The organism is Methylobacterium sp. OAE515 (assembly GCF_041806315.1).
Classification (GTDB): domain Bacteria; phylum Pseudomonadota; class Alphaproteobacteria; order Rhizobiales; family Beijerinckiaceae; genus Methylobacterium; species Methylobacterium tardum.
The window spans coordinates 5,529,246-5,541,589 of record NZ_JBGMUV010000001.1 but is presented as its reverse complement, the minus strand read 5'-3'; the positions used below and the strand labels follow the sequence as shown (position 1 = coordinate 5,541,589).

Below are 12,344 nucleotides of genomic sequence, written 5' to 3'. Positions count from 1 at the left end.
GATGGTGGGAGCCACAGGACGATCCGGTCCGCTCGCCGGCATGCGGGTGATCGAGCTCGCACACATCATGGCCGGGCCGGTCTGCGGGCTGATGCTCGCCGACATGGGCGCGGAGGTGATCAAGGTCGAGAAGATGGACGGCGACGACACGCGTCGCACGGTTCCGCCCGCGCTCGAGGGTGAGAGCGCCGCCTACATGATGATGAACCGCGGCAAGCGCGGCATCAGCCTCGACCTCAAGGACCCGGACGGCATCGCGGTGCTGCGCCGGCTGCTGAAAGGCGCCGACGCCCTGATCGAGAATTACCGCGGCGGCACCATGGAGCGCCTCGGGATCGGCTACGAGACCTTGCGCGAGGAGTTTCCCGAACTCGTCTACTGCTCGCTCTCGGGATTCGGCCGCACCGGGCCCTACGCCGACCGGGCGGGGTTCGACCTCGTTGCACAGGGCATGAGCGGGCTCATGTCGGTCACCGGGGAGGGCCCCGGACGACCGCCGATGAAGTGCGGACCGCCCGTGACCGACATCACCGCCGGCATCCTGGCGGCGATGGGCGTCCTGGCGGCCTACAGCAACCGGCTCAGGACCGGCAGGGGGCAGGCCGTCGACACCTCGCTGTTCGAGGCCGGGATCACCCACACCTACTGGCAGTCGGCCATCGCCATGGCGACTGGCGTCGCGCCCGGGCCGATGGGCTCGGCGCATCCGCTGAACGCGCCCTACGAGGCCTTCGAGACCGCCGACGGCTGGATCACCATCGGGGCGGCCAACCAGACCAACTGGCTCCGGCTGCTGAAGACGATCGGGGCGGAGGCCCTCGCCGAGGATCAGCGCTTCGCCCACAACCGCGACCGGATGGCGAACCGACACGAACTCGCCGCCACCCTGGCGCCGATCTTCCGCGCGCAGACCTCGGCCGAGTGGCTCGCGCGTCTGGAGGCCGGCGGCGTGCCGGCCGGGCCGGTGCTCGACGTCAACGCGATGCACCGGGATCCGCAGACGCTCGCCCGCGAGATGGTGGTGGAGGTCGATCACCCGCGGGTCGGACCGATGAAGACGCTGGGTCTGCCGGTGAAGTTCTCGGAGACGCCCGGCCGGGTCCACGGGCCCGCACCGTTGCTCGGCGAGCATTCCCGCGCGATCCTGGCGGAGGCCGGCTATTCGGCTGCCGAGATCGATGGTCTGATCGCGCGAGGCGTGGTCCGCGAGACCCTGGCCTGAGCCTGACATCCGGAGACGCTGCGATGAGTGCCCAGCCCGCGACCGACGAGCTGCTGTTCACCACCGACGAGGCCGGCATCGCCCGCATCGTCCTGAACCGGCCCCAGGCTCGCAACGCGATGACCTTCGCGATGTACCAGGGCCTGATCACCTGTTGCGAGGCGATCACCGAGAACCCCACCGTCAAGGCGCTGATCATCACCGGGGCCGGCGACAAGGCCTTCGCGGCTGGCACCGACATCGCGCAGTTCCGCAGCTTCAACACGGCCGAGGACGCCCTCGGCTACGAGCGCTTCATGGACCGGGTGCTTGGATCGCTGGAACGGCTGCGGGTGCCGACCATCGCGGCGATCGCCGGGGCCTGCACGGGCGGCGGCGCGGCCATCGCGGCGGCCTGCGACCTGCGGGTCGCGACGCAGGACGCGCGCTTCGGCTTCCCCATCGCCCGGACGCTCGGGAACTGCCTGAGCCAGGGCAATCTGAAGCGCCTCTCCGGCCTGATCGGGCCGGCGCGGGTCAAGGACATCATCTTCACCGCCCGCCTCGTCGGGGCCGAGGAGGCTCTGGCCATCGGTCTCGTCGGCGAGGTCGTGGCGGACCGCGCGGCCCTGACCGAGCGGGTCGACACCCTGGCGCGGCTGCTCGCCGGTCACGCGCCGCTGACCATGCAGGCGACCAAGGAGGGCCTGCGGCGCCTGGCCGAGGACGAGGCGCCGGCCGAGGGCCAGCCGCATCCCGGCGATGATCTGATCCTCATGTGCTACATGAGCCAGGATTTCCGCGAGGGTATGGAAGCGTTCCTAGGCAAGCGGACGCCGGAGTGGAGCGGGCGCTGAGCGCCGCGCTCAGGCCGGCACCGCGCAGACATCGATCCAGGCCGCGTCCGTCAGTTCGGCCATGCGGCTCGGCGCGATGCGCACCGAGCTGTGCGTGCTGCCGGCGGCCGGCACCACCTCGTTGAAGGCCTTCAGCGAGAGGTCGCAATAGACGGGCAGGGGTGCCCGCAGGCCGAAGGGGCAGACGCCGCCGACCGGGTGGCCGGTGAGCGCCTCGACCTCAGCGAGATCGAGCATCCGCACCTTGCCGCCGAAGAACGCCTTGGCTTTCTTGTTGTCCAACCGCGCATCGCCACGGGTCACGACGAGGGCGACCTGATCGCCGACGCGGATCGAGAGGGTCTTGGCGATCTGGCCGGGCGCGACCCCGTGTCCGTCCGCCGCCTCTGCCACGGTCGCCGTGCTGGTCGCGAGCTCGATGACCGCGATGTCGGGTGCCTTCTCGGCGAAGAAGGCGCGCACGGATTCGAGGCTCATGGATCCCTACGAAGCTTGGACGATGGCGAGTCCGGAGGCGTGCCGGTGAGGCGAGCCCACCGGCGCCGCGACCGCGACACGCCATAAGCGTCTGCCGCAGAGCCCGCCATTGCGTGGGCGCGGGCCGCCCGCGCGCCGGGCGGGATGCTCGTGTTATCGCCCCACCCGGCATGCGACAGGCCCCGCTTCCTGAGGAGAGGGGCCCGCCTAGGGTTGCCGATGAACGGGTGCGCCTACCGCGTCGTCGCCAGCAGCAGATCCGGCAGCCACATCGCGATGCCCGGCACGAGGCACAGGATCAGGATCGCGACCGCCATCAGCAGGACGAAGGGCAGGGTGCCCCAGATGATGTCCGACAGCGGGATGTCGGGGGCGATGTTCTTGATGACGAAGATGTTGAGGCCCACCGGCGGATGGATCAGGCCCATCTCCATGGTGATGGTCATGACCACACCGAACCACACGAGGTCGAACCCCGCCGCCTTGAGCGGCGGCAGGATGATCGGCGCCGTCATCAGGATGATTGAGACCGGCGGCAGGAAGAACCCGAGCACGATCACCAGGGCGAGGATCGTCACCAGCAGCACCCAGGGCGAGAGCTGCATCGCGACAATTGCGGCCGCCGCCGATTGCGAGATGTGCAGATAGCTCATCACGTAGGCGTAGAGCAGCGACATGCCGATGATCAGCATCAGCATGGTCGATTCCCGCAGCGTCGCGGTCAGGATCGGGGTGACGTCCCGGAAGCGCCAGACGCCGTAAATCGCGGCGATCAGCGCGAGCGCCAGCAGCCCGCCGAGGCCGGCGGTCTCCGACGGCGTCGCGTAGCCGCCGTAGAGCGCCACCATCACGCCGGTAAGCAGCACCACGAAGGGCAGCACCCGCGGCAGCGTCGAGAAGCGCTGCGCCATCGTGTACTGATCATCCGTCAGGATCGGCGAGGCCGGGCCGCCGCGCTCCAGCGCCGCCTTCGCGGTCGCGTATTCCGACCGAAAGCGGATCATCGACCAGGCGGCGAACAGCCCGACGAGCAGCAGCCCCGGGCCGATGCCCGCCAGGAACAGGCGCCCCAGCGACTGCTCGGCGGCGACCGCGTACAGGATCATCGTGATGGAAGGCGGCAGAAGGATTCCGAGGGTCCCTCCGGCCGCGATGATCCCCGCCGCGAAACCCGGCGAGTAGCCGCGCTTGCGCATCTCCGGGATGCCGGCCGACCCGATCGCCGAGCAGGTGGCCGGGCTCGAGCCCGCCATGGCGGCGAACAGCGCGCAGGCGAAGACGTTGGCGATGCCGAGCCCACCGGGGATCCGGTGCATCCAGGCGTGCATGGCCGAGTAGAGATCCTGGCCCGCCCGGGACCGTCCGATCGCCGCGCCCTTCAGGATGAAGAGCGGAATCGACAGCAGGGTGATGGAGGCCATCTCCTCGTAAACGTTCTGCGCCACCGTATCGAGCGACGCGCCCGGCATGAACGCCACCATGAAGGCCAGGGCGACGAAGCCCAGCGCGAAGGCGATGGGGATGCCGGACAGCATCGCCCCGAGGGTGGCACCCGCGTACAGGAAGCCGATCGCGGCCGTGCTCATCGCTTGCCCTTCGCGGTCATGGTCTGGCCGAGCGGATCCGGACCCCTTGGCGTGAGCTCCGGGGCGCCGCGCAGATCCGTGTTCAGGTCGGCGCCGAGGCCGATCTTGGGCTTGGCCCAACCGGCCGCACGCGGGCCGTAGACGAGACCTTCGGCGATCTGCAACGCGAATTGCAGGCAGAGCAGGCTCATGCCGACGGACATCAGCGTGTAGGGGATCCAGAGCGGCGGCCCCCAGGTCGATTGCGAGATCTGGCCGTCGACCCAGGCCTCATGGTCCAGCGACCAGCTCTTCCAGGCGAAGAACAGGCAGAAGGTGAGGCTGATGACGTCCGCCAGCAGCAGCCGCGCCCGGTTGACGGCGGGGGACAACAGGCCGGTGACCGCCTCGATGGCGACATGTCCGCGCTTGGCCTGGACACCGGCCGCGGAGAGGAATGTGGCCCCGACGATCAGGAACACCGCCATCTCGTCCTGCCACTCCGTCGGCTGCTTCAGGAGATAGCGAACGACGACGCTGTGGGTCAGGACCAGGCAGGCCGCCACGAGGCAGAGGCCGCCCAGGGCGAGGATCACCCGGTTCAGCAGGCGCATCGCCCGGTCGAGGACGCCGAGAACGCCGGGAAGGCGCGGCTCGTCCGCCGCGCCGGCCTCCGGCCCGGCGGTGGCCGCGTCGAAGCCGTGGCTCACGCGACCTGCTCCGCGAGCTTCAGCAACTCCGCGCAGTTGGCATTCTTGCCGGCGTAATCCTTCCAGGCGGTGTTCCGGGCCAGCTCGCGCCACTCGCCCAGCGCCTTCTCGTCAAGCTGCGAGACCTTGGCGCCGGCCTTGGAGAAGATCTCCTCGACGCGGCTGTCATCCTCCTTGGCGCCGGCCTGCCCGAAAGATTCGAGCTCCGTCCCGACGGCCATGATCAGGTCCTGCTGATCCTTCGGCAGCCCGGAGAACACGATCTTCGACATCATGATCGGCTCGAGCATGAACCAGTAGGACCGCTCCCGCCCCGAGGTCAGGGCCTTCGACAGCTCCTCAAGGCGGAACGAGATCAGGCTGGTCGAGGAGGTGATCACCGCGTCGCAGGCCCCGGTCTGCATCGCCGCGTAGGATTCGTTCGACGGAATCGACAGCGTCGCGGCGCCGGCCTCCTTCATCATCATGTCCATCTCACGGGAGCCGCCGCGGACCTTCTGGCCCTTGGCGTCGGACGGAGAGACCAGCGGCCGCTCGCGGCTGGCGACGCCCCCGGCCTGCCAGACCCACGACACCAGGATGATCCCCTTCGCGTCGAGGATCTCGGCGAGCTTCTTTCCAACCGGTGCACCCTTCCAGGCCACTGCCTGGGCGTAGGAGGTCACCAGGGCGGGCATGAGCCCGATGTTGAGCTCTGGCACCTCGCCGCCGGCATAGGGGCTCGGGTAGAGCGACATGTCGAGCGCGCCCTTCCGCATCGCGCCGAACTGGGCGTTGGTCTTCATCAGCGAGGAGCCGGGATAGACCTGCACGTCCAGGGCGCCCTTCGAGCGCTCGCCGACCATCTTGGCGAACTTCCGGCACATGCGGTCGCGGAAATCGCCCTCCTCGATGGTGCCGCCCGGAAACTGGTGCGACAGCTTCAGGGTCGTCGCGGCCTGCGCGGCACCGAGACCGAACTTCAAGACGACCGGCGCCGCGAGCGTGGCGGCGACGAGGGATCGACGAGTGGGCGTCATTATACTCTCCCGCACCGCAAACAAGGCGGCTAACAATTGTGCGACGCAATATTACGGCGCCTCTTTGTATGCATGAAGGACGGCCTTGTATATTTTGTCAATGCTTGCGCATAGTCCTCGTGCACAAGACGTCCGCCGTCGCCAAGCGGATCCGGGAGGAGAGGATCGGAGGATGAGCCACGCTCAGCGGCTGCGGCAGCGAATCGAGGACGAGATCGTCTCCGGCGAACTCGCGCTTGGCTCACGGCTCGACGAGAACCAGCTGGCGGCCCGCTTCGGTGTCTCACGCACGCCGATCCGCGAAGCGCTGCTGCAATTGGCGGTGACCGGCCTGATTCAGACGAAGCCTCGGCGCGGGGCGATCGTCAGCGCGCCCGAGCCGCATCTTCTGCTCGCCATGTTCGAGACCATGGCGGAGATCGAGGCCGCCTGCGGCCGACTGGCCGCCCGGCGCCTCGTTCCCGAGGATGCCGTCGCGTTGGGCGCGGCCCTGGACGGGTGCCGCGCGGCCCTGGCCACCGACGATACCGAGGCCTACTACGCCGAGAACTACGTCTTCCACACGGTGGTCTACCGGGCGAGCCATAACGCCTTCCTGGCGGATCAGGCGCTGTCCCTTCATCGCCGGCTGGCACCGTATCGCCGTCTGCAGCTGCGCGTGCGTCAGCGCCTGCCGCAATCGCTCGCGGAGCATGAAGCGATCGTGGCTGCCATCGTCGCGGGCGACGAGTCGCGCGCCTCGGAGGTGCTGCGCAGCCATGTGATTGTGCAGGGTGACCGCTTCACCGATTTGGTCGCCGGTCTGCGGGCACCGAGCGCCGCCTGAGACCGCGAGCGGCCGGTCAGGCGGTCTCGACCGCCCCGTAATTGGCCGCGATCACGGACTTCTTTCCGCGGATATGCTCGCGCATCAGCGTGGCGAGGGCTGCGCCGTCGCGGGCGCGCAGCAGCTCGATCATCCGCTCGTGCTCGGCCACGGCGCGGGCCCACTGATCCGGAGTCTGGTGGGCGCTGTAGCGGGATCGCTGGATACGGCCGGACAGGCTCTCGTAGATGTTCGCCAGGATTGTGTTGTGGCTGGCCGCCATAATGGCTTCGTGGATCCGGCGGTTGTGGCTGAAATAGCCGGCCTCGTCGGCCGCTTTCCAGGCCTCCACCATCGCCGCGTGGTCATGCGCGATGGCGTCGATCTCGGACTCGCTGATTGTCCGGCAGGCCAAGTCCCCCGCCGTTGCCTCGAGACCGGCAATGACCTCCATCATCTCCTCGAGCTCGGTGTCCGAGATGCTGGCGACACGCGCTCCGCGGTTCGGAAGAAGCTCGAGCAGACCTTCGGTGGCCAGGATCTTGATCGCTTCCCGGAGTGGTGTGCGCGAGATCCCGAAGCGTTCGGTCAGCTCGCCCTCGTTGATGCGCGCCTTCGGCTCCATCTCGCCGGAGCGGATAAGCTCGCGCATCCGCTCCGCCACCTCGTCGTGAAGATAGCGACGGCTGATACCGATCCCGGGCTCGATCTTGTTCATGGTCCCCCGACACACGCAGGTCGAAACGACCTCTCGGACATGTGTAGGTGCCCGGCAATTCAGTGTCGAGGCACGAGCGCTTGATCAAGAACGCGAGCCACATGTTCCGCCTGAAGGCCCAGCCCGTCATGGATCTGATGTCGGCAGCTCGTGCCGTCGGCCACCACAAGGTCGCCGGGCGCGGCGGCGCGCAGGGCCGGGAACAGCGACAGCTCCGCCATGGCGAAGGAGGTGTCGATCGATTCCGGCCGATAGCCGAAGGCGCCCGCCATGCCGCAGCAGCTCGATTCAATCACCCGCACGTCGAGGCCCGGCACGGCCCGAAGGACGGTCTCCACCGAACCCATCAGACCGAAGGATTTCTGGTGGCAGTGCCCGTGCAGGTGGGCGACGCGGCCGCCCAGATGCGCGAGCGGAAGCTCGATCCGTCCGGCGGCGAGATCGGTGGCCAGCAGCTCCTCGAACAGGACGGATTGGCGGCCCAGCAGGGCTGCGTCCGCGCCGGGCAGCAGGGCCCCGAACTCGTCCCGGAAGGTGAGCAGGCAGGACGGTTCCAGTCCGACTACTCGCGCGCCGGCCCGGATGAACGGCAGAAGCGTGTCGAGGGTCCGGCGCGCTTCGGCACGCGCCCGGTCGGTCTGGCCGGACGCGAGCCAGGTCCGGCCGCAGCAGAGCGGGCGGCGGCCGCGCGCCGGATACACGCGGTGGAGCCGGTAGCCGGCCGCCTGCAGCACGCGCTCTGCGGCCTCTAGGTTCTCGCGCTCGAAGGCGCGGTTGAAGGTGTCGCCGAACAGAATGACGTCGCGGAAATCGCCCGCGACGTCGCCAGGATGGGCCGGTTCACCCTGCTCGCTCCAGGGCCGGCGCCAGCGGGGCAGGGAGCGCTTGGCCGAGAGGCCGGCGAACTTCTCCGACAGGGCCGCCAGCGCCGGGTGCTTGTCCCGCAGGTTCAGGAGCGGCGCGAGCTTCGCCGCGACTCCCGCATAAACCGGCATTAGGGCGATCAGCCGCTCCCGGAGCGGCAGGCCGTGCCGGGCGTGGTAGTGGTGCAGGAACTCGATCTTCATCTTGGCCATATCGACGCCGGTCGGGCACTCCCGGCGACAGGCCTTGCAGGAGACGCAGAGGTCGAGGGTCCGCTTCATCTCCGGGCTGGTGAACGCGTCGGCACCGAGCTGGCCCGAGATGGCGAGCCGCAGGGAATTGGCGCGGCCGCGGGTCAGGTGCTGCTCTTCGCGGGTCGCCCGGTAAGACGGACACATGGCGCCGCCGGCGAGCTTCCGGCAGGTGCCGTTGTTGTTGCACATCTCGACCGCCGCGCCGAAGCCGCCCCAATCCGACCAGTCGAGGGCCGTCTTCATCGGCTGCGTCACCGCGTAGTCCGGCTTGAACCGGAATAGAGACCGGTCGTCCATCGTCAGCGGACGGACGATCTTGCCGGGATTGAGCTGGTTCTCAGGGTCGAAGTCGTCCTTCACAGTCTCGAAAGCGCGGGTCAGGATCGGGCCGAACAGCGGCGCGATGTATTCGGAGCGCGAGATGCCGTCGCCGTGCTCGCCGGAATACGAGCCCTTGTGGCGGCGCACGAGTTCGGAGGTCTCCTCGGCGATCGCCCGCATCTTCGCGACGTCGCCCCCCTGCTTCATGTCCAGGATCGGCCGGACGTGGAGGCAGCCCACCGAGGCGTGCGCGTACCACGTGCCGCGGGTGCCGTGCTTGGTGAACACCTCGGTGACCGCGTCGGTGTAGTCGGCGAGGTGCTCCAGCGGCACCGCGCAATCCTCGATGAACGAGACCGGCTTCGCGTCGCCCTTCATCGACATCATGATGTTGAGGCACGCCTCCCGGACCTCCCAGACCGATCTCTGGCGGGCGGGCTCCACGACCTCCACGACGGCGTCGGGGAAGCCGTGGTCGGCCATGCAGGCCTCGAGGCGCTTCAGGTCGCGCTTCAAGGCGGCGAGGTCGTCGCCGGCGAATTCCGTGAGCAGCAGGCAGTTCGGCTTGCCGCGGGTGATGTCGGCGAGCGTGGTCCGGAACAGGGGGATGTCGGCGCCGAGCACCAGGACGTTGTTGTCCACGAGTTCGACCGCCACCGGGTCCAGCGCCACGATGTGGCGGGTGGTCTCCATGGCGTCGCGGAAGGACGGGAAATGGCAGACCCCCATAACCCGGTGCGTCGGCAGGCGCGACAGCTTCAGGGTCACCGCGGTGGTGGCGGCGAGCGTGCCTTCGGACCCGACCAGCAGATGCGCGAGGTTGGGCCGTGCCTCGATCAGCGCGTCGAGGTTGTAGCCGCCCACGCGGCGCTGGACCTTCGGGTAGCGCGCCGCGATCTCGTCGCGATGGGTCTGGGCAAGGCCGAGCATGCGCTCGGCGATCGCCTCGGCCCGACCGGAGCCGGTGACGCCCGAGACCGCGTTGCCGGTCAGCCCGAAGCCGAAGGCCTCGCCGTCGTGGAACAGCGCCTCCAGGCTCAGGACGTTGTCGCTCATCTTGCCGTAGCGCAGGGAGCGGGCGCCGCAGGAATTGTTGCCCGCCATGCCGCCGATGGTGCAGCGGGTCGCCGTGGACGGCTCCACGGGGAAGAACCAGCCATCGGCCTTCACCCGGGCGTTGAGCCGCTCCAGCACCATGCCGGGTTCGACCGTGATGGTGCCGGCCTCCGGATCGTAGGCCAGCACGCCGTTGAAGTGGCGCGAGCAATCGACCACCAGCCCCGAGCCGATCGGCTGGCCATTCTGCGACGTGCCCCCGCCGCGCATGATGACCGGTGCGCCGTGCTCGGCGGCGATCCGCAGGGTGGCGGCAATGTCCGCGGCCGAGCGGGGCAGCACCACGCCGGCCGGCATGATCTGGTAGATCGACGCGTCGGTGCTGTAGCGCCCGCGCGTGAAGGCGTCGAAGCGCGCCTCCCCCTGCAGCTGCTCCGCAAGCCTGCGCGCTAGGCCGGCATCCAGGCGCGCTGCTGCCCGCGGCGCCGTGGCGATCTGCGCCCCTGATCCGTTCACGTCCCAATCCTCCCGCGGTGGTCCGGGACCACCGAAGGGGGATTGTATTCAAAATTCACAGGTTCGGAAGTCGCCTCGCGTGCGCTGCGCGCTTCCGGCGCGGGACGGGGCCGGATCAGTGGTTGTCCCGCGGCACGCCGGAGGCCTGCGCGACCTTTTGAAATTTGACCGCGCCCTTGAGCACCATGCCTTGATCGAGCTGATCCACCTGATCGCGGTAGATCTCCTGCCAGGGTGTCTGGGTGGCCGGATAGGGGAAGCCGCCGCGCCCAGCCAAGTCCGCCCGCCGCCGCTCCAGTTCCTCGGGCGGGAGCAGGATGTCGGCGCTGCGCCGATTGAGATCCACCCGGATGCGGTCACCGCTCTGCAGCAACGCCAGCCCACCGCCGGCCGCGGCCTCCGGCGAGGCGTTGAGGATGGCGGGCGTGCCGGAGGTGCCGGATTGGCGCCCGTCGCCGATGCACGGCAGCGAGGTTACGCCGCGCCGGATCAGTGAGCCGGGCGGCTGCATGTTCACCACCTCGGCGGCACCCGGATAGCCGATCGGCCCGGCGCCCCGCATGATCAGGATGGTGTTCTCGTCGATGTCGAGGGCGGGATCGTCGATGCGGGTGTGGTAGTCCTCAGGCCCGTCGAACACGACCACCCGGCCTTCGAACGCCATCGGGTCGGCGGGATTGCGCAGATAGCGGGCGGCGAATTCCTCGGAGATCACGCAGGTCTTCATGATCGCCGAGTCGAAAAGGCTGCCCTTGAGGTTGAGGAAGCCGGCGCGTTCCATCAGCGGCTCGCCGTAGGCGCGGATCACGTCGCGGTTCCAGCTGTGCCGGCCGCGATAGTTCTCGGCGACGGTGCGGCCGTTGCAGGTCAGGGCACCCTCGTGGACCTTCCCGGCCTCGATCAACTCGGCGAACACGGCAGGCAGGCCACCCGCGCGGAAGTACTCCTCGCCGAGCCAGCGACCGGCCGGCTGCATGTCGACGAGCAGCGGGATCTCGAAGCCGATCTGCTCCCAGTCGTCGCAAGTCAGCGGCACGCCGATATGCTTGGCAATGGCGTTGATGTGGATCGGCGCGTTGGTCGAGCCGCCGATCGCGGCATTGGCCACGATGGCGTTCTCGAACGCCTCCCGGGTCAGGATGTCGGAGGGCTTCAGGTCCTCCCAGACCATCTCGACGATCCTCTGGCCGGTGGCGTAGGCCGCCTGGCCGCGCTCCCGGTACGGCGCCGGGATCGCGGCGGAGCCCGGCAGGGCGAGACCGAGCGCTTCGGCCAGCGCATTCATGGTCGAAGCCGTGCCCATCGTGTTGCAATGGCCGGTGGAGGGCGCCGACGAGCCGACGATGTCCATGAATTGCTGGAAGTCGATGTCCCCGGCCGCGTGGCGCTCCCGGGCCTTCCAGACGATGGTGCCCGAGCCGGTCAGCTCCTTGTGGAAGTAGCCGTTGAGCATCGGCCCGACATTGAGCGAGATCGCCGGGATATTCACGGTAGCGGCGGCCATCAGGCAGGCCGGCATGGTCTTGTCGCAGCCGGTGAGCAGCACGACGCCGTCGAGGGGATAGCCGTACAGGACCTCGACCAGCGACAGGTAGGCGAGGTTGCGGTCGAGGGATGCGGTCGGCCGCTTCCCGGTCTCCTGGATCGGGTGGCAGGGGAACTCGAAGGCGACGCCGCCCGCCGCCGTGATGCCCTCCCGCACCCGCTTGGCGAGTTCGATGTGGTGACGGTTGCACGGGGACAGGTCCGAGCCGGTCTGGGCAATCCCGATCAGCGGCTTGCCGGAGCGGAGTTCTTCCGGCGTCAGCCCGTAGTTCAGGTAGCGCTCCAGATAGAGCGCGGTCATGCCCGGATTGTGCGGATTGTCGAACCACGCCTTCGAGCGCAGGTCGGCGGGCGTGATCCGGCGTTTGTCGCTCATGGTCAGTCCCTCGCATCGGCGGGTGTCGCCGGCAGAGAGGCTCCGGTCACCCAAACGCGC

Annotated in this window: 10 protein-coding genes; 3 read left to right on the top strand and 7 right to left on the bottom strand. The window is 68.9% G+C overall.

Annotated elements, in window-relative coordinates:
* The first annotated feature begins 1 nt into the window (after nt 1).
* Nucleotides 2-1,222: a CoA transferase gene (locus ABIE45_RS26985; RefSeq protein WP_192707578.1), complete on the top strand. Its 1,221-nt coding sequence runs from the start codon at nt 2-4 to the stop codon at nt 1,220-1,222.
* Between the two features lie 23 nt (nt 1,223-1,245).
* Nucleotides 1,246-2,058 carry an enoyl-CoA hydratase/isomerase family protein gene (locus tag ABIE45_RS26980; protein WP_192707579.1) on the top strand — a complete coding sequence of 271 codons (813 nt, stop codon included), beginning with the start codon at nt 1,246-1,248 and terminating at the stop codon, nt 2,056-2,058.
* Nucleotides 2,059-2,067: 9 nt separating this feature from the next.
* Here ABIE45_RS26980 and ABIE45_RS26975 read toward each other — a convergent pair whose 3' ends face one another.
* The 4 genes from ABIE45_RS26975 to dctP all read right to left on the bottom strand — a co-directional run bounded on the left by ABIE45_RS26975 (nt 2,068) and on the right by dctP (nt 5,829).
* Entirely contained in the window at nt 2,068-2,535 is a 468-nt protein-coding gene (locus ABIE45_RS26975; RefSeq protein ID WP_192707580.1) for a YbaK/EbsC family protein, read from the bottom strand.
* Between the two features lie 233 nt (nt 2,536-2,768).
* Nucleotides 2,769-4,121, bottom strand: coding sequence for a TRAP transporter large permease (locus ABIE45_RS26970; RefSeq protein ID WP_192707581.1), 1,353 nt, complete (start codon nt 4,119-4,121; stop codon nt 2,769-2,771).
* Nucleotides 4,118-4,810 (bottom strand): TRAP transporter small permease, encoded by a 693-nt coding sequence (locus ABIE45_RS26965; RefSeq protein WP_192707582.1) that lies wholly within the window; start codon nt 4,808-4,810, stop codon nt 4,118-4,120. The genes ABIE45_RS26970 and ABIE45_RS26965 overlap by 4 nt, the downstream gene beginning before the upstream one ends.
* A complete protein-coding gene (gene dctP / locus ABIE45_RS26960) occupies nt 4,807-5,829 on the bottom strand; it encodes a TRAP transporter substrate-binding protein DctP (RefSeq protein WP_192707583.1) in 1,023 nt (340 codons plus the stop codon). Before dctP ends, ABIE45_RS26965 begins: the two co-directional genes overlap by 4 nt.
* Nucleotides 5,830-6,001: 172 nt before the next feature.
* Here dctP and ABIE45_RS26955 point away from each other — a divergent pair, with 172 nt between their 5' ends.
* Nucleotides 6,002-6,655: a GntR family transcriptional regulator gene (locus ABIE45_RS26955; RefSeq protein WP_192707584.1), complete on the top strand. Its 654-nt coding sequence runs from the start codon at nt 6,002-6,004 to the stop codon at nt 6,653-6,655.
* A gap of 16 nt (nt 6,656-6,671) precedes the next feature.
* Here the strand turns inward: ABIE45_RS26955 and ABIE45_RS26950 are convergent, their stop codons facing one another.
* From ABIE45_RS26950 to ABIE45_RS26940, 3 genes are all read right to left on the bottom strand, one after another.
* Nucleotides 6,672-7,352 carry a GntR family transcriptional regulator gene (locus ABIE45_RS26950; protein WP_192707585.1) on the bottom strand — a complete coding sequence of 227 codons (681 nt, stop codon included), beginning with the start codon at nt 7,350-7,352 and terminating at the stop codon, nt 6,672-6,674.
* Between the two features lie 59 nt (nt 7,353-7,411).
* Nucleotides 7,412-10,363, bottom strand: coding sequence for an FAD-binding and (Fe-S)-binding domain-containing protein (locus tag ABIE45_RS26945; protein ID WP_192707586.1), 2,952 nt, complete (start codon nt 10,361-10,363; stop codon nt 7,412-7,414).
* A gap of 115 nt (nt 10,364-10,478) precedes the next feature.
* The gene (locus ABIE45_RS26940; protein WP_192707587.1) at nt 10,479-12,284 is read right to left on the bottom strand and encodes an IlvD/Edd family dehydratase; all 1,806 of its coding nucleotides are present in this window, start codon (nt 12,282-12,284) and stop codon (nt 10,479-10,481) included.
* Between the last annotated feature and the right edge of the window lie 60 nt (nt 12,285-12,344).

Bases quoted from the DNA above. Each gene is read 5' to 3' on its own strand.
- ABIE45_RS26970 (WP_192707581.1), bottom strand. From the start codon at position 4,121: ATGAGCACGGCCGCGATCGGCTTCCTGTACGCGGGTGCCACCCTCGGG.
- ABIE45_RS26955 (WP_192707584.1), top strand. From the start codon at position 6,002: ATGAGCCACGCTCAGCGGCTGCGGCAGCGAATCGAGGACGAGATCGTC.
- ABIE45_RS26975 (WP_192707580.1), bottom strand. From the start codon at position 2,535: ATGAGCCTCGAATCCGTGCGCGCCTTCTTCGCCGAGAAGGCACCCGAC.
- ABIE45_RS26940 (WP_192707587.1), bottom strand. From the start codon at position 12,284: ATGAGCGACAAACGCCGGATCACGCCCGCCGACCTGCGCTCGAAGGCG.
- ABIE45_RS26980 (WP_192707579.1), top strand. From the start codon at position 1,246: ATGAGTGCCCAGCCCGCGACCGACGAGCTGCTGTTCACCACCGACGAG.
- ABIE45_RS26985 (WP_192707578.1), top strand. From the start codon at position 2: ATGGTGGGAGCCACAGGACGATCCGGTCCGCTCGCCGGCATGCGGGTG.
- dctP (WP_192707583.1), bottom strand. From the start codon at position 5,829: ATGACGCCCACTCGTCGATCCCTCGTCGCCGCCACGCTCGCGGCGCCG.
- ABIE45_RS26950 (WP_192707585.1), bottom strand. From the start codon at position 7,352: ATGAACAAGATCGAGCCCGGGATCGGTATCAGCCGTCGCTATCTTCAC.